Origin of the sequence: uncultured Cetobacterium sp., assembly GCF_945952365.1 — a bacterium.
Taxonomy (GTDB): domain Bacteria; phylum Fusobacteriota; class Fusobacteriia; order Fusobacteriales; family Fusobacteriaceae; genus Cetobacterium_A.
The window spans coordinates 49,567-72,094 of record NZ_CAMFHX010000014.1 but is presented as its reverse complement, the minus strand read 5'-3'; the positions used below and the strand labels follow the sequence as shown (position 1 = coordinate 72,094).

General features: G+C 30.1%; 24 protein-coding genes and 1 tRNA gene. 2 read left to right on the top strand and 23 right to left on the bottom strand.

The genetic code is table 11. The features are described 5' to 3' along the window. Positions 1–98: 98 nt before the first annotated feature. Positions 99–1,445 (bottom strand): DUF1576 domain-containing protein, encoded by a 1,347-nt coding sequence (locus tag Q0O83_RS06855; protein ID WP_294095523.1) that lies wholly within the window; start codon positions 1,443–1,445, stop codon positions 99–101. A 158-nt stretch (positions 1,446–1,603) separates the two neighbouring features. On the opposite strand from Q0O83_RS06855, the gene Q0O83_RS06850 reads away from it, so the two are divergent. Then, positions 1,604–2,689: a carbohydrate kinase gene (locus tag Q0O83_RS06850; protein WP_294095521.1), complete on the top strand. Its 1,086-nt coding sequence runs from the start codon at positions 1,604–1,606 to the stop codon at positions 2,687–2,689. Beyond that, positions 2,686–3,606: a pseudouridine-5'-phosphate glycosidase gene (locus tag Q0O83_RS06845; RefSeq protein ID WP_294095520.1), complete on the top strand. Its 921-nt coding sequence runs from the start codon at positions 2,686–2,688 to the stop codon at positions 3,604–3,606. The genes Q0O83_RS06850 and Q0O83_RS06845 overlap by 4 nt, the downstream gene beginning before the upstream one ends. A 93-nt stretch (positions 3,607–3,699) precedes the next feature. Here the strand turns inward: Q0O83_RS06845 and Q0O83_RS06840 are convergent. The 22 genes from Q0O83_RS06840 to Q0O83_RS06735 form a co-directional block, all read right to left on the bottom strand. Further along, positions 3,700–3,774: transfer RNA gene (locus tag Q0O83_RS06840), tRNA-Gln, on the bottom strand. Positions 3,775–3,821: 47 nt separating this feature from the next. Further along, entirely contained in the window at positions 3,822–4,124 is a 303-nt protein-coding gene (gene spoVG / locus Q0O83_RS06835; RefSeq protein WP_294095519.1) for a septation regulator SpoVG, read from the bottom strand. A gap of 32 nt (positions 4,125–4,156) precedes the next feature. Beyond that, positions 4,157–5,017: a 4-(cytidine 5'-diphospho)-2-C-methyl-D-erythritol kinase gene (ispE, locus tag Q0O83_RS06830; protein ID WP_294095518.1), complete on the bottom strand. Its 861-nt coding sequence runs from the start codon at positions 5,015–5,017 to the stop codon at positions 4,157–4,159. Beyond that, positions 5,017–5,307: an RNA-binding S4 domain-containing protein gene (locus Q0O83_RS06825; protein ID WP_294095516.1), complete on the bottom strand. Its 291-nt coding sequence runs from the start codon at positions 5,305–5,307 to the stop codon at positions 5,017–5,019. The genes ispE and Q0O83_RS06825 overlap by 1 nt, the downstream gene beginning before the upstream one ends. Before the next feature lie 77 nt (positions 5,308–5,384). After that, on the bottom strand, positions 5,385–6,137 hold the full coding sequence (gene mazG, locus Q0O83_RS06820) for a nucleoside triphosphate pyrophosphohydrolase (RefSeq protein WP_294095514.1): 753 nt from the start codon (positions 6,135–6,137) through the stop codon (positions 5,385–5,387). Further along, the gene (mfd, locus tag Q0O83_RS06815) at positions 6,124–8,892 is read right to left on the bottom strand and encodes a transcription-repair coupling factor (protein WP_294095512.1); all 2,769 of its coding nucleotides are present in this window, start codon (positions 8,890–8,892) and stop codon (positions 6,124–6,126) included. The genes mazG and mfd overlap by 14 nt, the downstream gene beginning before the upstream one ends. Before the next feature lie 120 nt (positions 8,893–9,012). Further along, positions 9,013–10,365 (bottom strand): 2-hydroxycarboxylate transporter family protein, encoded by a 1,353-nt coding sequence (locus Q0O83_RS06810; RefSeq protein ID WP_294095508.1) that lies wholly within the window; start codon positions 10,363–10,365, stop codon positions 9,013–9,015. Positions 10,366–10,420: 55 nt separating this feature from the next. After that, a complete protein-coding gene (citF, locus tag Q0O83_RS06805; protein ID WP_294095505.1) occupies positions 10,421–11,971 on the bottom strand; it encodes a citrate lyase subunit alpha in 1,551 nt (516 codons plus the stop codon). 1 nt (position 11,972) lies between these two features. After that, positions 11,973–12,872 carry an aldolase/citrate lyase family protein gene (locus tag Q0O83_RS06800; RefSeq protein WP_047395509.1) on the bottom strand — a complete coding sequence of 300 codons (900 nt, stop codon included), beginning with the start codon at positions 12,870–12,872 and terminating at the stop codon, positions 11,973–11,975. A gap of 12 nt (positions 12,873–12,884) precedes the next feature. After that, positions 12,885–13,163 carry a citrate lyase acyl carrier protein gene (gene citD, locus Q0O83_RS06795; RefSeq protein ID WP_294095502.1) on the bottom strand — a complete coding sequence of 93 codons (279 nt, stop codon included), beginning with the start codon at positions 13,161–13,163 and terminating at the stop codon, positions 12,885–12,887. A gap of 23 nt (positions 13,164–13,186) precedes the next feature. Next, positions 13,187–14,305, bottom strand: coding sequence for a sodium ion-translocating decarboxylase subunit beta (locus Q0O83_RS06790; RefSeq protein ID WP_294095500.1), 1,119 nt, complete (start codon positions 14,303–14,305; stop codon positions 13,187–13,189). A 29-nt stretch (positions 14,306–14,334) separates the two neighbouring features. Beyond that, a complete protein-coding gene (locus Q0O83_RS06785) occupies positions 14,335–14,691 on the bottom strand; it encodes a biotin/lipoyl-containing protein (protein WP_294095497.1) in 357 nt (118 codons plus the stop codon). A 16-nt stretch (positions 14,692–14,707) separates the two neighbouring features. Next, positions 14,708–15,019, bottom strand: a complete 312-nt coding sequence (locus tag Q0O83_RS06780; RefSeq protein WP_294095495.1) for an OadG family protein — start codon at positions 15,017–15,019, stop codon at positions 14,708–14,710. Between the two features lie 24 nt (positions 15,020–15,043). After that, positions 15,044–16,429 (bottom strand): oxaloacetate decarboxylase subunit alpha, encoded by a 1,386-nt coding sequence (locus Q0O83_RS06775; protein WP_294095492.1) that lies wholly within the window; start codon positions 16,427–16,429, stop codon positions 15,044–15,046. A 178-nt stretch (positions 16,430–16,607) separates the two neighbouring features. After that, positions 16,608–17,261 carry a GntR family transcriptional regulator gene (locus Q0O83_RS06770; protein WP_294095488.1) on the bottom strand — a complete coding sequence of 218 codons (654 nt, stop codon included), beginning with the start codon at positions 17,259–17,261 and terminating at the stop codon, positions 16,608–16,610. A 123-nt stretch (positions 17,262–17,384) separates the two neighbouring features. Then, on the bottom strand, positions 17,385–18,590 hold the full coding sequence (gene rpoN / locus Q0O83_RS06765) for an RNA polymerase factor sigma-54 (protein ID WP_294095486.1): 1,206 nt from the start codon (positions 18,588–18,590) through the stop codon (positions 17,385–17,387). Positions 18,591–18,667: 77 nt separating this feature from the next. Next, positions 18,668–19,336, bottom strand: a complete 669-nt coding sequence (locus tag Q0O83_RS06760; protein ID WP_294095483.1) for an energy transducer TonB — start codon at positions 19,334–19,336, stop codon at positions 18,668–18,670. Further along, positions 19,329–19,718, bottom strand: coding sequence for a biopolymer transporter ExbD (locus Q0O83_RS06755; RefSeq protein ID WP_294095480.1), 390 nt, complete (start codon positions 19,716–19,718; stop codon positions 19,329–19,331). The genes Q0O83_RS06760 and Q0O83_RS06755 overlap by 8 nt, the downstream gene beginning before the upstream one ends. A 5-nt stretch (positions 19,719–19,723) precedes the next feature. Then, positions 19,724–20,332 (bottom strand): MotA/TolQ/ExbB proton channel family protein, encoded by a 609-nt coding sequence (locus tag Q0O83_RS06750; RefSeq protein ID WP_294095477.1) that lies wholly within the window; start codon positions 20,330–20,332, stop codon positions 19,724–19,726. Positions 20,333–20,420: 88 nt separating this feature from the next. Next, positions 20,421–20,798 (bottom strand): hypothetical protein, encoded by a 378-nt coding sequence (locus Q0O83_RS06745; protein ID WP_294095474.1) that lies wholly within the window; start codon positions 20,796–20,798, stop codon positions 20,421–20,423. Positions 20,799–20,879: 81 nt separating this feature from the next. Further along, positions 20,880–21,749, bottom strand: a complete 870-nt coding sequence (locus tag Q0O83_RS06740; RefSeq protein WP_294095472.1) for an ABC transporter substrate-binding protein — start codon at positions 21,747–21,749, stop codon at positions 20,880–20,882. Beyond that, positions 21,746–22,528 (bottom strand): ABC transporter ATP-binding protein, encoded by a 783-nt coding sequence (locus Q0O83_RS06735; protein ID WP_294095471.1) that lies wholly within the window; start codon positions 22,526–22,528, stop codon positions 21,746–21,748. Before Q0O83_RS06735 ends, Q0O83_RS06740 begins: the two co-directional genes overlap by 4 nt.

The window sequence follows — 22,528 nt, the reverse complement described above, 5'->3', positions numbered from 1 at the left end:
TCCTTTTCATTCATCGTCTGTGGCATTTCCCACTGACATATATAATCATACCACAGACAACAACTTTTGGCAACAAACTTTTTTATTTTTTTTAAATTTTATTTTTTATCTATAAATTTATCTTGTAGATTATCCTCTGCTTTCCTTATTAAATCATGTAACGCTTTCTGTCTTTGCAAATATTTTGTTCTTCTTTTATTTACACTTTCTTTAGTTGTATTTATTATAGGTAATAAAAAACCTGCTACTATTCCAGCTGAAAATCCATTATTATAAAGATTTAATCCGCCGTGAACAACCCCTATACTTTGAACTACTGCAATATGAAGCATTCCTGCTACTATTCCCCATCCAAAACCATACACCCCTGCTACAGGTGCTAAAGATGTTCCAAATAATCCAGACAAAGCTAATGTAAATCCATCTGTTGTACTTCCAAACCTCCCTAAAAATACACCTATTAATATAGGTGTAATATTAAATATAGTTTTTCCATAAGCAGAGAAACCTACTATTGTTAATATTCCTGCAAGTAAGGGTCCATTTAACGTTTGGCCCAATAAAACAGGATACATCATCGCTACGAACCCCATAGTTCCCATATTTATAAATGTTAATCCATATCCATACTTAGAAACAAAATCACTTTTCAATCCGCTATCCTTCAATAAAACTTTATATCCTGAAAAACTTTTATTATTTATATAGTACCCTATCAAAATCAAAGCCAGAAACACACTACTAGATATTATTTTTAATTCTACGTCATGTTCGATAGATATTATTCTTTGAGGCACTACTACAAATTGGTATAATTTTAGAACCGAAGCTATCACAGCTCCTAATATTCCACCTGTAAAACCAAGATTATATAAGTTGAATCCCTCATGAAAACCTGCCATTTTCTTTGCCAAAGGAGTTACTATAAATCCTATGACTATTCCCAATACAATAGCATGTATATATGCATATTCACTAAAAACATGTATATTAAATGCAACTTCACTTATAAATGGTGCTAACGCACTTGTAAAAGATATCGTCACTAATATATCTTTAAAGTCAATATGCTCGTACTTAGAGTATAAAATTCCTCCCACATAAAATGGCAAAATATTTAATATATTTTTTCCAAAGAAAGAAAACCCAAAAACAGTAAAAAACGAAGCTATTGCCAAACCATTCAAAGGTGTTCCTAACATTCTCATCAAAGTATAATTAAACGCAAATATTAAAAATGCATTTAAAAATGTTGCACCCATTCCTCCTATAACTAAAAAATCAGTTATCAAAACTGTTGGAGATGTCAATATCCTTATAAACCCTTCTAATATATTTTCCTTACCTTTTAATACAAAGTAAGCAAATAATGCAAACAAAACCCCTACCACTATTTCAGTAAGTAACCATACCTTTTTACTTCTATCTCCTCTAAAATTATCCAAACTACCACCCCTTTTTATTTTCTTTATTAAAAGTTTAATATTTTTTACATAAAAAATCAATTTTTTTATAGATAAAGCGTTGACATTTCAACGCTTCAATGATAATATTTAAACAAAAGTTTATTCAATTAAACAATTGTTTAAATATGGAGGTGCATATGACTAATAGAGAAAAAGAGATTTTAAAATGGATTGAAGAGGATCCTTTTATTTCCCAATCCGAATTAGCTGAAAAAGCCGATATCGCTCGTTCATCTATTGCAGTACACATTTCTAATTTAATAAAAAAAGGAAAAATAATAGGCAAAGGATATATCATCCAAAAAAAATCTTTTGTTACTGTTATAGGTGGTACAAATATAGATATCTCAGCAAAATCTTACTCACCTTTAAAGGATTATGATTCTAATCCTGGTAAAGTGAATACTTCTTTTGGTGGGGTTGGTAGAAATATTGCAGATAACCTTTCAAGATTAAATCAAGATGTAGAGCTTATAACTGTCCTTGGTGACGATTTTAATGGAGAAGAAGTGAAAAAAAATTGTAGAGTATTAGGAATAAATACTTCTAACTCTTTAACAATCCCAAACTCTTCAACTTCTACATATATATCTATATTAAATGATAACAACGATATGAAACTTGCTATTTCTGCTATGGATTTATATGAGAACGTAACTATAGATTTTATAAAATCTAAAAAAGAGATTTTAGATGAATCTAAAATTTGTATAGTTGATACAAATATACCTAAAGAAACAATTCAATATATTGTAAACAACTTTAATATACCTATATTTTTAGATTGTGTATCTACTACAAAAGCTTTAAAAATTAAAGAGTTTATCGGTAAGTTCCATACAATAAAACCAAATAAAATAGAAGCAGAAACTCTATCTGATATAAAAATAGTTGATTTCAACTCTCTTCAAAAATGTGCTAACTTCTTTATTCAAAAAGGAGTTAAACAAGTTTTCATATCTTTAGGAGAAGAGGGTGTTTTTTATTCAAACGGAGTGACCTCTGGAAAAATGTCTCCTTTTAAAACTGAAGTTATAAATACTACTGGAGCTGGAGATGCTTTCATGTCGGGGATTGCCTATAGCTTTTTAGATAATCTTGATATAGTTGAAAGTTGTAAAAATGGTATTGCTTGTGCTACTATCGCCATTTCAAGTGAAAAAACAATTAGTGATAATATGTCTTTAGAAAATGTTAATAAAATTAAGGAGGAAAATTTATGAATTTAGCAAAATATTTAGAAATTTCAAAAGAAGTTAAGGAAGCATTAGAAAATAATATACCTGTAGTTGCTCTTGAGTCAACTATTATATCTCACGGAATGCCTTATCCTCAAAACGTTGAAACAGCTTTAAAAGTTGAAGAGGTTGTAAGAGAAAATGGTGCTATTCCAGCTACAATAGCTATCTTAAATGGAAAACTAAAAGTAGGATTAACTAAAGAGGAGATTGACTATTTAGGAAAAAAAGGTCTTGATGTTACTAAAGCTAGTAGAAGAGATATTCCTGCAATTTTAGCTTCTGAAGATGACGGAGCAACTACTGTTGCCTCTACTATGATTATAGCAGCTTTAGCAGGAGTTAAAGTATTTGCAACTGGTGGAATAGGTGGAGTTCATAGAGGTGCTGAAACAACTATGGATATATCTGCAGATTTAGAAGAATTAGCAATGACTGATGTTGCCGTTGTTTGCGCTGGAGCTAAGTCTATATTAGATATTGGATTAACTCTTGAATTCTTAGAAACAAAAGGAGTTCCTGTTATCGGATACCAAACTAAAGAGTTACCTGCTTTCTACACTAGAAAAAGTGGTTTTAATGTAGATTACAAAATGGATACGCCAGAACAAATAGCTAAAACTCTAAAAGCTAAATGGGATGTTAACTTAAAAGGTGGAGTTGTTATTGCAAACCCAATTCCTGAAGAATTCGCTATGGATTTTGATACAATTACAAACGCAATTAATAATGCTGTTTCTGAAGCTGAAGAAAAAGGAATCAAAGGAAAAAACAGTACACCGTTCCTTTTAGCTAAAGTTAAAGATATAACAAAAGGAAAAAGTTTAGAATCAAACATTCAATTAGTTTTCAATAATGCTAAACTTGCATCTCAAATCGCTAAAAACTATTGTGAATTATAATTATATAAAAGCCTTCTCTTTAAAAATTAAAGAGAAGGCTTTTTTTTAATAAAAAAAGGGAACTTATTAGTTCCCTATAAATATCATTTTAAATGGCTGGGGTGGCTGGATTCGAACCAACGCATGACGGAGTCAAAGTCCGTTGCCTTACCGCTTGGCGACACCCCAACATCGCTAAAATAATACCATTTTTTTTTACTCTTGTCAATATTTTTTTATTCCTCTACAATTTCTTCTACTACTGATACTGGTTCCTGTGACATAACCTCTTTATACTTAGCTATAACAGAATCTGTTATATCCTTTCTAAGTTCTGGTGTTATTGGATGAGCTATATCCTTATATTCACCATCTGGCATTTTTCTTGAAGGCATAGCAACAAACATTCCTTTTTGACCATCAATTACTTTTAATCCATGAATTACAAAACACTCTTCAAAAGTAACATCTGCATAAGCTTTTAACTTAAGTTCGTTTTCATTTTTTACTGTTCTCAATCTTACATCTGTAATTCTCATTCTAAATGCACCTTCCTTACGTTTTAGTAGTTTTATTTAAAATTGCAGAGAAATACCTCGCAATCGTTAAATCTATGCTTTATCTTGTTGAATTGCTCAGCAATATCCTTTATTAAAAATGCATAATATGCACTTCCACTTCCTGACATAAAAAATTTAACATCTTCTAATTCTAATAATTTAGTTTTAAACTTTTTCAAATTTTCATCTGAGTTTAAAAGTGCTTCTTCTAAATTATTTTCTATATTTTTTTCTATTAACTCTATATTATTTTCTTTTAATCCTTCAATTATTAAATTTATATTTGCTAATTTAGGATTTGAAATGTTTTTCATCTCTTTATAAGCATCCACTGTTGAAACACCAAAAGGTGGCTTCAGAATCACAAGAGAAACTTTTAAATTATTTTCTATTTCAAATATTTTTTCACCAATTCCTTGTACTCTAGATGGTAAATTTAAAATGAAAAATGGAATATCCGCTCCTATATTTTTTCCCAATTCAATTAATTCATCTATGCTTAAAGGATTTCTATGATAGTTATTTAAAAAGTTTAAAAATGTTGCTCCATTAGAACTTCCTCCTCCTAGCCCAGCTTGATGTGGAATATATTTTTCTAGATAAATTTCTATTCCCAAAGGAGAAATTTCAGTTTTTTCATAAAATTTTTTATATATTTTATAAAGAATATTACTTTCATCAACAGGAATATCCTTTTTATTTGTTTTTATTTTTAATTTTTCAAGTTTATTATTCACTTTTACTATCAATTTATCAGATAACGTTATCGGTAACATCGTCATATCTAAAAGATGATAACCATTTTCTAATTTCCCTACTATATTTAACCCAATATTGATTTTAGCATTCGATTCAAGCTCGTATACTTGCATTAAAATATATCCTCCTCACCATCTAAATCAATAACAATACCTTTACTGTCTAAAACTTCTACTAATTCTGACGTTTTATTTTTAGAAACATTACCTCCTGGAACCTCTAAAATTCTAAACTTAAAATATCTATTGTAGTATTCTAATTCTAGTTCCATTCCAACTTTAACTTCTGTACTAGCTTTAGCAACTTTACCATTTAGCTTTGCTTTTCCACCATCAACAACTATTTTTGCCACTGGTCTTCTTTTAATTATTCTACTCACTTTTAAAAATTTATCTAATCTCATTACTTCTCCTTCCTTTTTTACCGTAATATTATATATACCTTATTTTTTTCATATGTCAATAGCTCAAAAAGATATTTTTATTTTTTCGACTCATTCCAAAGATTATCCATCTCTTCTAAACTTGCATTTTCTAAATCGCATCTACTCTCTACATATCTAAATCGCTTTTCAAATTTAGCCGAAGCTGAATTTAAACAAACCTCTGGATTTACTCCTAAGTGCCTTGATAAATTTACTAATGCAAAAAATAAATCTCCTAACTCTTCTTCTGCTTTCTTTTTATTTTGTACTTTTATTTCCTCTCTTAACTCAGCTATTTCCTCTTCAACCTTGTCTATTACCCCATGAATTTCTGGCCAATCAAACCCTACCTTTGAAGCTTTCTTTTGTAGTTTCTCAGCTCTTAGAAGTGCTGGCAATCCAACAGGAACACCATCTAAAACAGAAAGTCTATCTTCATGCTCTTTTTCTTCTTTTTTTATTTTTTCCCAATTTACCAATACTTGTTCTGATGTTTTGACATCTGATAAATCTCCAAAAACATGAGGATGTCTTCTTATCATTTTTTCTGATATTGACTGAACTACATCCTCTATTGAGAACTCACCTTTTTCAGCACAAATATTTGATTGAAAAACTACCTGAAGTAAAAGATCTCCTAATTCTCCCATCAGTTTATTTCCACCCTCATCCATAGCTTCTAAAACTTCATATGTTTCTTCTAAAAGGTGAGGTTTTAAACTTTCTAAAGTTTGCTCCCTATCCCAAGGACAACCATCAGGGGATCTTAATCTTTTTATAATTTCAACTAATTCATCAAATTTTTTCATTTTTCTCTTCCTCTCCTTTATACCAGTATAAAAATTCTAAAATATTTTTATTTGAATAAAGACCACTGTCTTTTTGTGAGTAACGAGCTTCTTTTAACTCAATAATTTTCATTAATTTTTCAAAGTTTACAAAACTATTATCAAATTTATATAAAATCTCTTCACCTATTTTTTGAATCTCTTTTATTTTTAATTCTTTAGCTAGTATTTTTATTTCTAAATATTTCAACAGATTTAAAACCTCTTTTGGTATATCTCCAAATCTGTCTTTTAGCTCTATTTGAATATTTTTTAGCTCATCTAAAGATTTTATATCTACTAACCTTCTGTAAATAATTAATCTTTCATCTCCCTCAATATAAGTTTTAGGAAGGTACGCCTCTTCATTTAAAGATATTTTCGTTTCAAAATCTTCTATATAATCACCTTTTATACGAGAAACCTCCTCTTGCAATAACTTTGTGTATAAGTTATAACCAAAAGTTTCTAATGCCCCGTGTTGCTTATCTCCTAAAATTTCACCAGCACCTCTTATTCTCATATCTTCTAAAGACAATTTAAAGCCTCCACCAAATTCACCAATTTCCTTTAAACTCTCATTTCTCTCAGAAGCTTTTTTTCCCAGTTTTTTATCTTTATCTAAAATTAAATAACAATACCCTTTTCTTTTTCCTCTTCCTACACGCCCTCTAAGCTGGTATACTTGAGATAGTCCTAACTTATCTAATCCCTCAATCAAAATTGTATTAGCATTTTCTATATCTATTCCATTTTCTATAATTGTTGTGCTCAAAAGAATATCTATATCTCCATCTTGAAAACTTCTAAGTTTTTCTTTTATGTTTTTAGGAGACATCTTTCCATGAATATAATCTATCGATATAAACTTAGGTAATACCTTTTTTAACTCGTTTAACTTATCCTCTATCCGTTTAACTCTATTGAATATATAGAATACTTGCCCTTCCCTAGCAATCTCCTTCATTATAGCTTCTCTTATCTCTTTTTTATTATCATTTATAAAAATTGTTTCCACAGGAACTCTTCCTTCGGGAGCTGTTTCTATAACTGAGATGTCTCTGATTCCTAATAAAGCATAATTTAATGTTCTTGGAATAGGAGTTGCCGTTAATGTTAACATATCTACATTTGTTTTCATTTTTTTTAACTTCTCTTTATCTTTAACTCCAAATTTTTGTTCTTCATCAACTATCACTAATCCCAAGTTTTTAAATTTTAAATCTCCAGATAAAACTCTATGAGTTCCAATTATAACATCAATGCTTCCAGAATCTATTTTTTTTACTATCTCTTTTTGCTCTTTATCGCTATTCAATCTACTTAAAAGCTCAAGAGTTATAGGATAGTCTTTATATCTCTCTACAAATCGTTCATAGTGTTGCTGAGCTAAAACTGTTGTTGGTGCTACTATTAAAACTTGCTTTCCATCCATAACACTTTTAAATGTAGCTCTTATCGCTACTTCAGTTTTACCGTATCCTACATCTCCACACACAATTCTATCCATTACCCTTGAAGACTCCATATCTCTTTTCACATCTTCTATTGCATTTTTTTGATCTCTTGTTTCTATATATGGAAATTTCTCTTCAAACTCCTCTTGCCAAACTGTATCTCCTGAGAACCTATATCCTGTATTCAAAGCTCTTCTTGCTTGAATCTCCACAATCTCTTTTGCAAACTTTAGCATATCCTCTTCAAGTTTTTCTCTTCTTTTTTTGAATCCTTTTCTACCTAGATTATAAAGTTCGGGTGTTTTTCCTGAGCTCACTACAAATCTCTCTATTTTATTCAATCCTTCTATCGGAACGAAAAGTTTATCCTCATCTGCATACCTTATAGCCAAATGATCTTTTCCATTTATATCTTGAATTCCTAAATATATTCCCACACCATAATTTGCATGGATTATATAATCCCCTTCTCTAATTTGAGAAAGGTTCTCATATTTTACTCCATCTTTTTTATTTGAAACTTTTACCTTTTGATTATCTCCTTCACTTTTCAAAACCTCTATCTTCTGAGATTTTTTTTCAATTTCATCATATAGTTTTCTGAATTCATTTTCTCTAGCTCGCTCTCTTAAAATAGTCTCTTCTAATTTATATTGAATAACTTCACTGTTTTCTAAAAATATATCTAATTTTCTATTTTCTTCTAATTTATTTAAAAGTTGTAAAAAGTCTAATTTTTGAGAATTATCTCTATTCATATATATATTTATACTAGATATTTTTTCAAAACTTTTTTGATCTGAAATTAAGAAATGTGTTATTCTATCAATTTCATCTCCAAAAAATTCTACTCTTATTGGATTTTCACCATTTAAAGGAAAAATATCTATAATATCTCCTCTAATTGAAAACTCCAATCTTTTCTGAACTAAATAATTTTTTTTATATCCATTTCTTTCTAGAATTTCTATTAAATTTTTCCTACTTAGGGTAGTTCCTAATTTTAAATTTAGAGTTTCCTCATCCAAAGAATAATGCATTAACAATCCCTCTAATGAAGTTAAAATTATAATTTTTTCAGTTAAGTTGATTTTCTCTAAAAGCTCATAGTTAACCTTATAATATTCCTCTTCATCTTGTAAATCTGAAAGCTTTACTATATTTTTCTCTTCATCTTTTATATTGTCAAAATAGATATCTATATTTTTATTAGATGATGCTATGTAAACAACACTATTTTTTTTATCTATTAAAAATTGTGAAATATCTTTTCTAAACATAAACTCCTCCTAGCCTTTTATATACTTTATTATACATTATTTATTACAAATTAAAAGAAAAAGAGATCAGATAACTCTGACCTCTTTTATGTATGTAAATTAAATTAACTAAGAGCTTGATTATGCAAAGAATCCAAATATCATCGAACCTAGGATAAGCATCATTGCTCCCCCTACTCTTGATGAAATTTGTGCGAAAGAAATAAGTTCCATTCTATCAGCAGCTCCTAAAACTGCGATATCTCCTGATCCACCTCTATTAGCCATACAAAGTCCAGCTGTTATAGCTGCTTCTACTGGGTAGAACTTCATTTTTTTAGCCGCTAACATTATAAATAAAACTGCTCCTACAACAATTGCCATAGCTATTGCTACATTTGCTATTGATAAAGAGTTTATAATCTCTCTTACATCCGTTCCAAATCCTACCGCTCCCATAAGTATCCAAATAGTATACTTAGAGAAGAACGTTTGTACATTTTTTGCTCCAGCTTTTAATGGTGCTGGAACAACATCTAAAACATTTAAAATAATTGCGTAAATTACTAAGAATGCTAATCTATGCATTTCAAATGGTAGGTTTAAAGATGACCAGATAACACCTGAAAGGTGTGAGAACATAAATAAAACTCCTGTAAATACAAGTGCTGCAGCAAACTCTTTTTGTCCTACTTCTACTTTTGGACCCGCTTCCTCTTTTACAGCTTCTTTAGAATCATCTAATATTAAAGTTCCAAACCCTGTTAATGTAGGGTGCTTTTTTCCAATTTCTTTTAATAGTGCTCCTGTGAATATAGCAATAACGTTAGCTATTGTTAATATTGAAATTGCAAAAGCAAACCAGTCTTTTGGATTTCCACCTGTTTTTTGAGCCCACATCTCAGACATTGGAATAGCTCCAGCTCCTGTTCCTCCACCCATTATAGGTAATACATAGTTCATTAATATATCTAGTGGTTCTTTACCAAATAGGAATCCTACTAAAATTCCTCCAACACTCGCTCCAAATACTCCTATTAAAATTAATGGAATATATCCAGCTATCGATTGTAGTAATGTTTTTCTATTTACTGTTAAAACAGATCCCACTATTAAAGCTGGTATAAATAGTTCTAAGAAGTTCACTGGTTGCTCACCATAGAAAACATCAATTGATTTTAAAACCTTTGCAGGAATTAAGTTATAAGTTCCCATAACTGCAGAAGTAAAGAATACTAAAACTGTTCCTCCACCTATATAATCATTCCAAACAGGTATTCTATCTCCAATCTCACCAAATAAAATACCAAACACTGCTAAAATTGTGAAAACTGTTAAGAAATTTCCTCTTAAAAAAGCAGCTTCTTTTCCACCGAAAGGTGCATAAACTACTACTGCAACAATTGCTAATAATGCTAAGAACATTTGAACTGATAATCCACTCCACTTTGTCTGTTTTGGGTCAAACAGTTCTTTGAAATTTTTTTGTGCCATTTTTTCTCCCCTTATTTCATTTTATATGTTAATTGAAATTTGTTTTTATACCCTTTTATCTTTTTATTTTTCTAACAACGTCAACTATACTTCCATCTCTATACTCAACAACTGCTACAACTTGCTCTTCAAACTCTATCTCTTTTGGCTCTCCAACGATATAGTTTGCTAACTCTCTTAACTTTTCCATAGTTACTAGTTCAATTCCAGCTTTTTGGAATCTTTCTAATAAATCTGTTCTAGTTGGATTTACAACCACTCCGTAATCTGTTACAACTACATCTACTGTACTTCCAGGAGTTACTACTGTTGTAACTTTATCAATTATTGTAGGTATTCTTCCTCTTGTTAATGGAGCTACTATTATTGACACATTCGCTGCTGCTGCTGTATCAGAGTGGCCCCCTGAAGCTTCTCTGATTACCCCATCAGAACCAGAGATTACGTTAACATTAAAATCTTTATCTACTTCTAAAGCACTTAAAATTACAAAGTCTAACTTATTTACAGCTGGTGATGCATTAAATGGATTTGCATAGAAATCTGCACTTACTTCCACGTGCTTTTCATTTCTTCCAATCGATTCAACTGCTGCTAAGTCAAAACACTGCGTATCAAAAAGCTGTCCCATTAAGCCTTCTTCTAATAAATCAACAAAGGCTTTTGTGATTCCACCTAGTCCAAAACTACACTTTATATTCTTTTTAATTAACTCTTCTCTTATAAATCTTGTAACTGCTAGTGAAGCTCCTCCTGAACCTGTTTGCATAGAGAAACCATCATTGAAATATCCTGATGCCAACATTACATCTAAAACTTTTTTAGCCATTAGTAACTCTTTTGGATTTGATGTAAATCTTGTTGCTCCAGACATAATTCCATTTGGATCTCCAATCTCATCAACTACAACTACGTAATCAACTTGAGTTTGAGGAATACTCATTGGACTATTTGGATAATCAACTAAAGTATCAGTTATTATAACTACTTTATCTGCATGTGCAGCATCTACTTTTGCATAACCTAAAGATCCACATAGTGATTTTCCTTTAACTCCGTTTGCATTTCCCATACAGTCTGATGATGATGCTCCTAAGAATGCTACATCTATCTTTATATCTCCCTCTACGATAGCTCTTGCTCTTCCACCGTGAGATCTTATAACTGCTGGATAATCTCCTAACATTCCATTTGATATCTCTTTTGCTAAATCTCCTCTTAATCCACTTGAACCTAATCTATTTACTACTCCAGCTTTAATGTGCTTTACAATACCTTCGTGAGCTTTAGTGAACGAACTTGCTTCTACTCTAAGATTTTTAAATCCCATCTCAGCTAGTTTATCTAAAACCATAGGTAAAACTTTATCTCCATTTCTAAAATGGTGGTGGAAAGAGATTGTCATTCCATCTTTCAATCCTGATCTTTTTATAGCTTCTTCTAATGAATCTAAAACTTTAGTTCTTTTTACAGTTCCTTTTAAGCTTTCTGCATCTTCATTGATCGACCCTTCAGGTTGATAAGCAAATGGAGAGTTATATGCTTTTCTTTCTTCATAACCTTTTATTGTTTTTAAAAGGCTTTCATCAACTCTTTTATTTATCATACTACTCGTCTCCTCCTAATCTTACCCCAGCTGCTTTAGCTAGTCTTAAAACATGTTCAGCTCTTTCAATTATTGGTTTATCTACCATTTTTCCATCCACAGTAAATACCCCTTTATTTTGTTCTAAAGCTTCTCTTGTAGCATCTACAATTTTCTTTGCTTTCTTTATTTCAAGCTCTGAAGGTGTGTAAACTTTATGTAATAACTCTATTTGTCTTGGATGAATCAATGATTTTCCTGAGAATCCCATCTGCTTTATCATTGTAGCTTCTCTTGTAAATCCTTCATCATTATTTACATCTGCATAAACTGAATCTAAGGCATCTATTCCTGCTGCTCTAGCTGCCATTACAATCAATCCTCTTCCTGTAAATAACTCTACACCTTCTGGAGATCTATTAGTTTTTAAGTTAGTAACATAGTCCTCTCCACCGATAGCCATTCCAACTAATCTGCTTGAAGAAGTTGCTATTTGGTAAGCATTTAAAGCCCCTAATGGACTTTCAATTGCAACCATTAACTTTGTTGTTCCAACAGGAATTCCCGCTTCTTTTTCGATTCTTTCTACATGAGCTTCAACATCTAAAACATCTTTTGGTGTATCTGTTTTCGGGATTCTTATTATATCCGGTTGAGCTCTTACAATAAACTCTAAATCTTCTACTCCAAATTCAGTGTCTAATGCATTTATTCTTACAACTGTCTCAATATTTAAACTTTTGTATATTGGTCTCATTTTTTGTAACATGTTGTAAACTAGGAATCTAGCTGAGTCTTTCTCTGTTATAGCAATTGCATCCTCTAGGTCAAACATTATTGAATCTGGTCTATAAATATGTACATCTTTTATTACTCCTGGATTATTTCCCGGAATAAAAAGCATCGAACGTCTTAATTTCATTTTTTCCTCCTACTACCAAGTGAATTTTTGTTGAGCTGCTCTTGTAACAACTGTTTGGATTCTGCTTTTGATTACTGGCTCAATAGCCCCTTTATCATTTACTAATACTTTTGCTGAAGTAACTCCTAACTCTTCTAAAGCTTCTAAAATTACTCTTCTAACATCATCTCCATATTGCCCCATTACAACACTTTCAATTTCTAATTCAATCCCTGTAGCATTTGGCTCAATTATTACATACATATCACTCGATTCAAGAGTTCCTGCCACTGCTTTTACTTTGATCTCCATTTCCTGGCCTCCAATTTTTTTAATTATTTAAACATAGCTAGTAACACACCTGCTGCTACTGCTGACCCTATAACTCCTGCTACATTTGGTCCCATTGCATGCATCAGTAAGAAGTTACTTGGATTTTCCTCTTGTCCTACCTTTTGAACTACTCTAGCTGCCATAGGTACAGCACTTACTCCTGCCGCTCCTATCATCGGATTAATTGTACCTTTGCTTAGTTTACACATAACTTTTCCAAAGATTACTCCTCCTGCAGTTCCAAACGCAAACGCGAAAAGTCCTAATACTATTATCTTTATTGTTGCTAAATTTAAAAATGCTTCTGCATTTGTTGTTGCTCCAACTGTTAATCCAATAAATATTGTGATTACATACATTAAAGCTCCTTTTATATGTTCAACTAAGTTAGGAACTAGTCCACTTTCCTTAGCTAAGTTTCCAAACATTAACATACCTACCAAAGGTATTGCTGATGGAATTATTAAAGTTACTACTATTGTTACAACTATCGGGAATAAGATTTTCTCTCTCTTACTTACAGTTCTAAGTTGAGTCATCTTTATTTGTCTTTCCTCTTTTGTTGTAAATAATCTAATAATAGGTGGTTGAATTACTGGAACTAATGCCATGTATGAGTACGCCGCTACCGCTATTGGTCCTAACATATGTGGTGCTAATTTTGATGTTAAGTAAATAGCTGTTGGTCCATCTGCTCCACCTATAATTCCGATAGATGCTGCTTCATTTCCAGTCATTCCCATAGCAACTGCTCCTACGAATGCTGCGAATATTCCTAATTGTGCTGCTGCTCCTAGAAGTAAACTCTTAGGATTAGCAATTAACGGACCGAAATCTGTACTTGCTCCTATCGCTAAGAAAATTAACGGAGGATAAACACCATATTTTACTCCTTGATATAAAATATTTAAAAGTCCATTTTTATCCATTATACCTTCACTCACTGGTGCTGGTAAATTTACCAATAACATTCCAAAAGCTATTGGAAGTAATAGATAAGGTTCATACTGCTTTTTTATTGCTAAAAACAATAGGAAAAGAGCAACTAAAATCATAATACCTTGATTCATAGTCATCATTGCAATTCCTGTTGTTGAAAATAGATTACTTAAAAACTCCATTTTAACTCCTTTCGACTTTATTATTTTGATTAAGCTATTGTTACTACTACTGTTCCACCATCAACTGTGTCACCTTTGTTTACAGTTATTGACTGAATAACTCCATTCACTGGTGAAACGATTGGATTTTCCATTTTCATAGCCTCTAAAACTAATAAAGTATCCCCAACTTTTACATTTGCTCCTACAGTTACATCTACAGATACAACTAAACCTTGCATAGGTGCCTCAACCTTTGTACTATCTCCTGCTAGTGCTGATGCTACTGGTGCTGGTGTTGAAGATGTTGGTGCTGGTGTTGATATTGTTCCGTTTATCTCTTTTACTGATTCTACTTCTACCTCGTATACTTTTTCTCCGATTTTAACTTTATATACTTTTATCATTTTTATTACACTCCTATTAGTTTAATTCTTTAATTCCTACAACTCTTATATTGGCATCTTTATCTTCTCCAGCTGCCTCTATACATGCTACCATCATTGCGACTCTCATCTCTTCACTCGTTATCTTAGATGGATCAAACTTTTCTCTTTCAACTTTTTTTGGTGTTGGTGCTGGTGTAGCTTTTTTTATCTCTACTACTTTCTCTGCTGGAATATATTTGAACAGTGAAAGAACGAAAGCTAATATCGCTAATATTGTAAATACAACAAGCATACTTATTAACGTTATTTCAAGAGCTATCATAAGCGTTATTGCGTCTTTAAACATTCTTATAAATCATTCTCCTTTCAACTAAAAAACTATATTTATATTTCTATACTCTTTTTCTACTTTTGGTTTATCTCTATTCTCTAAGTAAGGTTTAGCTATTTGTGGGAACATAGCATACATTAAAACATCTTCAGGAGATTTTGCTAAATCACCAATCTCTCTTTTTATCTCATCATACTCTGGCTTTAAAAGGTCCGCTGGTCTTCCTGTGAAAACGACTTCATCCCCAATTATTTTTTTCTTTACCTCTTCTGACATTGGAGCTGGTGATTTTCCATAGAGACCTTTTACATAATCTTTTATCTCTTTTGGAACCATCTTATATCTTTCTCCAGTTAATACATTAAATACCGCTTGAGTTCCAACCATTTGGCTAAGTGGCGTAACTAATGGAGGGAATCCTAAATCCTCTCTTACTCTCGGAATCTCTTTTAGCACATCTTCATATTTATCAGCTGCTTTTTGAGCTGTTAATTGAGATACTAAGTTTGATAACATTCCACCAGGCAGTTGATATTCTAAAATGCTTGGCTCAACAAAATAAGCTTGCATATTTAAAACTTTCTCATCAACATATTTTTTTCTTATTGGTTTGAAATATTCTGCAATCTCTTTTAAAAGTGTTAAGTTTAACTCTGGGTCTCTTTCTCCACCTTCAAAAGTTCTAACCATAGATTCTGTTGCTGGTTGAGCTGTTCCTCCTGCAAAAGTAGATATTCCTGTATCAATAATATCAACTCCAGCATCTACAGCTCTTAAATATAACATACTTGCTATTCCACTTGTAGCATGTGTATGTAGCTCTAAAGGAACGCTTAAAACAGATTTTAACTCTTTAACTAAGTTATACCCTGTTTCTGGAAGAAGTATTCCAGCCATATCCTTTATTACTATTGAATCCGCTCCCATACCTTCCATCTCTTTAGCTAACTCTTTATAATACTCTGTTGTATGAACAGGACTTATTGTGTAAGCTATTGAAAGTTGGCAGTGTCCTCCGTATTTTTTAGTTGCTTCAGCAGCAACTTTTAAGTTTCTTGTATCATTAAGTGCATCGAATATTCTAATTATATCGATACCATTTTCAATTGATTTTTTTACAAACTCTTCAACTATATCATCTGCATAGTGTCTATATCCTAAAAGATTTTGACCTCTTAAAAGCATTTGTAATTTTGTCTTTTTAGCTCTTTTTTTGATTTCTCTAAGTCTTTCCCAAGGGTCTTCATTTAAGAATCTAATACAAGCATCGAAAGTGGCTCCTCCCCAAACTTCTAAAGCATGATATCCAACTTCATCCATCTTCTCAACAATTGGTAGAATTTCAGCAGTTGTCAATCTTGTTGCTATTAAAGATTGGTGACCATCTCTTAGACAAGTTTCCGTTATTTTAACCTTATTTTTCAAAATATCCTCCTTGGCATTCAGTGTTCAGTATTCTGTATACAATTTTATATTCACAATACAGTATACAACATTTTTTATATTTGTCAAATTATTTTTCTACCTTTAATCCTATAAAAAATATAATTTTAGTACAGTGTGACCTACTTTTCCAAAAAAAAATCAGAATTTCTTCTGATTTTTAACTTTCAACCTGCTTTATTAAAAACTCTTTAGCTTCTAGCAAGTGTTTTCTATTAATTTCAATTGCTTCATGCTTTTTTCCACTTTTTATTAATTCTACTATTTTCATATGATCAGCATGTGCACTTAATCTTCTTTCATTATTCTCAGCTGATATCTTTCTAAACTTTTTTAGATATAAGTTCAGATTATTTATTAAATGAATAACTCTTGGTAAATCAGAAATCGCATATAAAATCTTATTAAATTCTGAGAAGTATTTAAATACTTCTAAACATTGAACTTCATCATTTACTATCGCATCTGCTTTACATATATTCTCTTCTAACTTTCTGATATCTTCTGATGTAACCTTTTCAAATAACTCTTCAAATATAACTGTTTCTAAAGCTATCCTTATTTTAACAACTTCTTCAACATCTTTTTTAGTAGTCTTTGGAACTGTTAGTCCACCTTTTTCTCTAGCTTCTACAAGCCCTTCTAGCTCTAACATTCTAAGAGCTTCTCTAAGGGGAGTTCTACTTATATTTAACTTTTCAGCATATTCTTCTTCTACTATCCTACTCCCTTCTTTTATGTTTCCATTTACAATCTCATCTTTTAAATAATCATATACTTGTTCACGGATTGATTTTTTTTTCTTTATAACCATTATATTCCCCTTCTTTTAACTCGTCGTAAATCACACTAATTTATCTATTCAATTATACTATTCATATATTTAATACAAAAATAATCTTTAGGCTTTATTATATCATAAATATTTTTCTATTACCTATTTTTTTCTATTACGACTAGAGGGTATTCCTAGTTCATCTCTATACTTTGCTATCGTTCTTCTTTTTATTATAACACCATTTTCTGACAACTTTTTTAAAATTTTCTCATCTGATAAGGGTGATTTTTTATCTTCTGAATCCACTAATTTTAAAATTTCATTCTTAACATTTTGATGTTTTTCATCTAAAACTATGTATTTTTTTAAGCTCTCTATTTTATTTCCTATTTTTAAATACTTATCTTTTACAGCTCTTGATATAGTTGATTCATGTAAATTTAAATCGTAGGCAATATCTTTTATTTTTAAAGTTTTTAAAGACTCACTTTTTAGAATGTAAGCTTTTTGATAATTTAAGATATAATTACTAACTCTTAAAAGAGTATTTTGTCTTTTTTGAATGCTTCTTTCTAAAGTTAAAGCTAAGTTATAGCTATATTTATCATTGCCTGTTACTCTAACTTTTGGAATATCCTCTTCGTTTAAGGTTATTATAAGTTCTCCTCCTATTAAATGTACAGAAATATCAGGTATAATATACTTTGTTTTTCTATTTACATAGTATCCTCTTGCTGGTTTTGGATTCAAGGTTTTTATTAATTCTATATAACTACTTAACGTTAATAAATCAATCTCTCTTTCTAAACATATTTTGTTTAAATTTTTACTTGCAATGTCTTCTAAATTTCTTTCGATAATCTGCTCGATTTTTTTATCTTTTATACCTCTATTCAAAAGTTGAATTTTTAAACAATCTATAAGATCAATCGCTCCAACTCCTGATGGATCAAAGGTTCTAAGTATATCAAGAGCTTCTTTAAAAATTTTACTTTTATATCCTCCATCTTTTCTTAATCCTTCTAAAGTTCCATCTAAGTATCCTCGTTCATCTAAATTATTTATTAAATATTCTAAAATATTTTTAATATCTTTCGAAATATTCAAATAACTTATTTGTTCTTCTAAAAAATCTATTAAACTTTCCTCTGAATCAGATATATTTTCTAAATAGCTTTCTGCTTCTAATGATTTTGATTTTATTTGCTTTGGATATACTATTTCAATTCCTGGATTTTTCTCCTCTTTTTCTTTTAAAAAATCTTTTAATTCTTTTAAACTCATCTTCAATATGTCAATTGAGAGTTTCATCTCTAATGATAATGCTATTTTTAAATTTTGGTCTAATCCTAATTTAAAATCCATTTCTACTCCTTTTTATAAAAATAGGTAGAGTTTCTTTTATTAACTCTACCTATAATACAATTTATCTTTTTATTCTCTTAATTTTTTTTAAATTTAAACTCTTTTTCAAAATATACCTTTATATTTTTATTCTTATATTGAATTGGTTTAAATTTCCACTCTTTAAGAGCTTTTTCAACCTCCTCTTTAAATCCAAACCTCTGTTCTCCAGACAAAAATTGAATGTTTTTTACACTTCCATCAATATCTACAAGAAATTTTACTTTTACACTTCCCATTCCTTTATATCCAGATTTCTTAGCTCTAACTGGGTATTGTGGATCAATCTCTTTCAATATCTCATACTCTATACCTTCTGAAGAAATCGCTGTAAAAACTCCATCCTCTCCTTGTAAAAATTTATTCATATTTTGAAACTCGTTATATTTTTCTTTTTGAATCTCTTTTGAAGTCTCTTTCAGAGCTTCTGATTTTTCTACTTTTTTCAAATCTCTTTTTATTTTTTTAATCTCTTTCTTTTTTTCTTTCTCTATAGGCTTCTCTTTAGGGATAGTCTTCATTTCAGGAATCTCTTTTTCAGAAGTGAAATTAACCTGTGTTTGGCTACTAATAGCCTTACGGTTTTTTACAGATACAACCATTGTATTTTTCTCTTTAAACTTTTGCTCTTTTTCTGAATAAAAAGATGTTACCGAAACTATTACCAATATATGTAGAACTGCTGAATATATATAAAATTTACTCATTAAAATTCAACTCTACTTTATCTATACCAATACTTTTTAATTTCCCTATCGCTTTTAAAACTACTTCATATCTTAAATCCTTATCTGCACTAATCGTAATCTCTTTTACATTATTCAATTTTTCAGAAAGAGTTTCCAAAGTTGTTTCCATAGAAATTTTATCTTTCATAAGAAAATATTTCTCATCTTTATCTATAATTAACTCATATTCTAAATTTGAATTCTCTGATATAGCTTCTGTTTTTGGAAGCTCTATTTTAAATCCACTATATTTATCAAATGTAGTTACAAGCATAAAAAATATCAACAATAAAAATACAACATCTATTAAAGGCGTTAAATCTGGAGTTGCTAAACTTCTTTTTCTAGTTCTTCTTTTCATAAATATTACCTCTTCACAATATTTACTATAAATGTCGCTATCTTTTCAACTTCTAAACTCATTTTCTCTATCTTTTTATTAAATATATTATAAGCTATTATTGAGGGAATCGCTATAATTAATCCTCCAGCAGTTGTTAATAAAGCTTGAGATATTCCTCCTGCAATTGCATTTGGGTCTCCTGTTCCTGCTGTTGCTATTTTTCCAAAAGCTGATATCATTCCAGTAACTGTTCCTAACAATCCTATCATCGGTGCAGTGTATGCTATAATTCCTAAAATATATGTATTTTTTTCTAAAATATCCATCTCTTCAAGTTCAATCTCTCTTAAAAGTTCATCACTATCTTTAAAGTCTTCATTTAAGCAGTAACGAATTAAAAATTTAGTAAGTGTTTTTCCAACAACACCTTTCTCTCTTCTAGAAAATTCAATAGCTTCTTCATACTTTTCACCTAACAAAAGATCTCTTATCTCTTTTTTAAACATAGAATCAACCGAAGTTTTATTTTTTATAAAACACATTGTTCTTTCTATAATAATCCCAACTGAAACTATTGATAAAATTAACAAAATATATAAAATAGGCCCCCCAGCTTTTAAATAAAATAACATTTTATCTCCTCCATTTTTTAATAAATCTATAGCTAAAGTATATATTATATAATGAAAAAGAGCAAGGGATTAGCCTTGCTCTCATCAATTAATTCGTTGTTTTATTCGCTTTTAACATTTCATATCTCATCTTCATTTGCTCTGTTTTCATCTCAGCTTGAATATTAGCTTTATCTTTATTTATTTTCTCTATATTTGTGAAATTAGGTGTATCTTTTGCCATCTCTTTCATCATAGATAATTTATTCTCTTGTAACTTTATTCTTCCCTCTTGAAGTTTTGGATTTGTTCTCATTTTCTCTCTCATAGCTAATTTCTCTTCACTTGTTCCACATTGATTAGCCATCATTTTTCCACCATTATTTCTCATCATATCTCCAGACATTCTGTGTCCGTTATTTCCTTTTGCCATTGCCACAGTTCCTAATCCTAATGCCATCATTGCTACTAATAAAAATTTCTTCATCTTTATACCTCCTAAATTTCCTTCGTTTTCATTTATAAAGATATATTAACAAACTTTTATGGCTGAAATATGGCAAACTAATTATTTTTGATTTTTTTCTTTTTTTAATTCGAAATAAATTTTTTCTATCTCATCAAAGACTCTATGGGAAGCTCTTAGAATTTCACTTGAATCTATTACATAGATATCTTTATTTTTGAAAGCTTTTGTTTCCTCTATAAGCGGTATTGATTTTACAACTCCATCAATACTTTTTACACCTCTTGTTCCTATTATATAATCTGGATTTTCATTTAAAATATACTCAGATGATATTATAGATTTTTTTCCTAGTTTTGGTTGAATAACTTTTAATCCCAATGTTTCTAAAACTTCTACTGGTAAAGAATTTTTATCAAACGAGGTTGGAGGAGAATCTGAATACAGCACTAAAGCTTTTCCTGTTAAACTAAAATTCTCTTTTATATACTCTCTTTTTATTTCTAATTCATGAATAAGATTTAAACTTTCTTTTTCTCTTCCTGTTAATTTTCCTAAAATATCAATATTTTTTAAAATATCATCTAAACTTCTATTTACAAAAGTTATTGATGGTATATTAAACTTATCTAATCCATTTTTAACCTCGCCCATCACATTAAAAATTACTAAATCAGGATTGTAAGATAAAATAGTTTCTAAAGATGGTTTTGAAATAGGCCCAGCTAAAGGTAGTAATTTTGTTTTCTCTTCTGGCCAAATTGCTTTGCTATGATTTCCAATAGCCACAATCTTTTTCTCTGCATCTATTTTATAAAAAATTTCGACAGCACCAAAATTGTATATCAAAATACGATTATACTCTTTTAACTTTACTTTTTCCCCTTTCTCTCCAACAACATAATCACCTACTATTTCTAAAGAAAATATCTTTAAATAAAATACAACAAATAAAATTAAGACTCTTTTCATTTTAATCTCCTCTTAGGTAAAACATATATTTCATTATCCACTTCTAGAACAACAGGTTTAAATCTATAAACCTCTTCTAAAGTTTTCTTTTTTATAACATCTTTTGGTTTTCCTGAAAAAGCTATCTTTCCATCTTTTATAAAAATTATTTTGTCACAAAATATAGATGCTAAATTGATATCGTGTATTACAATTAACCCAATTAATTTTCTCTTTAATATTCTCTCTTTTAAAAGTTCTAGAAACTCTAATGAATAGTTTATATCTAAAGCTGATGTAGGTTCATCTAACAGCAATACATCTCCCTCTTGAATAAAAGCTCTTCCCAATAAAACTCTTTGAAACTCTCCGCCACTTAAAGTATTTATATCTCGATTTAGAAACCCCTCTAAATTTAAAAGTTTAATTACACTTTGAACAATCTCTTCATCTTCTAAGTCCAATCCCTTAAATGAGTTTTTTATATGAGGAACTCTTCCCAATCTCAAAGTTTCTAAAACTGTAAAGTTAAGATTCTGACTTGAATGTTGAGTTATAAAAGCTACTTTTTTAGCAAACTCTTTTCTTGAATAATCATTTACATTTTTTTCATTTAATAGTATCTCTCCATTTTCCTTATCCAAAAATCCCATAATAACTTTTAAAAGAGTACTCTTTCCACATCCATTTGCTCCCAAAATTCCAACTAGCTCTCCTTCGAAAAACTTATAATTTATATCTTTTAAAATATCTTTATCTGTATAAGAATATTTTATTTTTTTTAACTCTAAACTATTCAC

What these genes read in the sequence shown, in the direction of transcription:
- rpoN (WP_294095486.1), bottom strand. Translation starts at nt 18,590, where the DNA reads ATGGATTTTAAATTAGGATTAGACCAAAATTTAAAAATAGCATTATCA.
- Q0O83_RS06850 (WP_294095521.1), top strand. Translation starts at nt 1,604, where the DNA reads ATGACTAATAGAGAAAAAGAGATTTTAAAATGGATTGAAGAGGATCCT.
- Q0O83_RS06825 (WP_294095516.1), bottom strand. Translation starts at nt 5,307, where the DNA reads ATGAGATTAGATAAATTTTTAAAAGTGAGTAGAATAATTAAAAGAAGA.
- Q0O83_RS06785 (WP_294095497.1), bottom strand. Translation starts at nt 14,691, where the DNA reads ATGATAAAAGTATATAAAGTTAAAATCGGAGAAAAAGTATACGAGGTA.
- Q0O83_RS06750 (WP_294095477.1), bottom strand. Translation starts at nt 20,332, where the DNA reads ATGTTATTTTATTTAAAAGCTGGGGGGCCTATTTTATATATTTTGTTA.
- Q0O83_RS06740 (WP_294095472.1), bottom strand. Translation starts at nt 21,749, where the DNA reads ATGAAAAGAGTCTTAATTTTATTTGTTGTATTTTATTTAAAGATATTT.
- Q0O83_RS06810 (WP_294095508.1), bottom strand. Translation starts at nt 10,365, where the DNA reads ATGGCACAAAAAAATTTCAAAGAACTGTTTGACCCAAAACAGACAAAG.
- mfd (WP_294095512.1), bottom strand. Translation starts at nt 8,892, where the DNA reads ATGTTTAGAAAAGATATTTCACAATTTTTAATAGATAAAAAAAATAGT.
- citF (WP_294095505.1), bottom strand. Translation starts at nt 11,971, where the DNA reads ATGATAAATAAAAGAGTTGATGAAAGCCTTTTAAAAACAATAAAAGGT.
- Q0O83_RS06845 (WP_294095520.1), top strand. Translation starts at nt 2,686, where the DNA reads ATGAATTTAGCAAAATATTTAGAAATTTCAAAAGAAGTTAAGGAAGCA.
- Q0O83_RS06760 (WP_294095483.1), bottom strand. Translation starts at nt 19,336, where the DNA reads ATGAGTAAATTTTATATATATTCAGCAGTTCTACATATATTGGTAATA.
- Q0O83_RS06790 (WP_294095500.1), bottom strand. Translation starts at nt 14,305, where the DNA reads ATGGAGTTTTTAAGTAATCTATTTTCAACAACAGGAATTGCAATGATG.
- citD (WP_294095502.1), bottom strand. Translation starts at nt 13,163, where the DNA reads ATGGAGATCAAAGTAAAAGCAGTGGCAGGAACTCTTGAATCGAGTGAT.
- mazG (WP_294095514.1), bottom strand. Translation starts at nt 6,137, where the DNA reads ATGAAAAAATTTGATGAATTAGTTGAAATTATAAAAAGATTAAGATCC.
- ispE (WP_294095518.1), bottom strand. Translation starts at nt 5,017, where the DNA reads ATGCAAGTATACGAGCTTGAATCGAATGCTAAAATCAATATTGGGTTA.
- spoVG (WP_294095519.1), bottom strand. Translation starts at nt 4,124, where the DNA reads ATGAGAATTACAGATGTAAGATTGAGAACAGTAAAAAATGAAAACGAA.
- Q0O83_RS06800 (WP_047395509.1), bottom strand. Translation starts at nt 12,872, where the DNA reads ATGAAATTAAGACGTTCGATGCTTTTTATTCCGGGAAATAATCCAGGA.
- Q0O83_RS06770 (WP_294095488.1), bottom strand. Translation starts at nt 17,261, where the DNA reads ATGGTTATAAAGAAAAAAAAATCAATCCGTGAACAAGTATATGATTAT.
- Q0O83_RS06755 (WP_294095480.1), bottom strand. Translation starts at nt 19,718, where the DNA reads ATGAAAAGAAGAACTAGAAAAAGAAGTTTAGCAACTCCAGATTTAACG.
- Q0O83_RS06780 (WP_294095495.1), bottom strand. Translation starts at nt 15,019, where the DNA reads ATGTTTAAAGACGCAATAACGCTTATGATAGCTCTTGAAATAACGTTA.
- Q0O83_RS06745 (WP_294095474.1), bottom strand. Translation starts at nt 20,798, where the DNA reads ATGAAGAAATTTTTATTAGTAGCAATGATGGCATTAGGATTAGGAACT.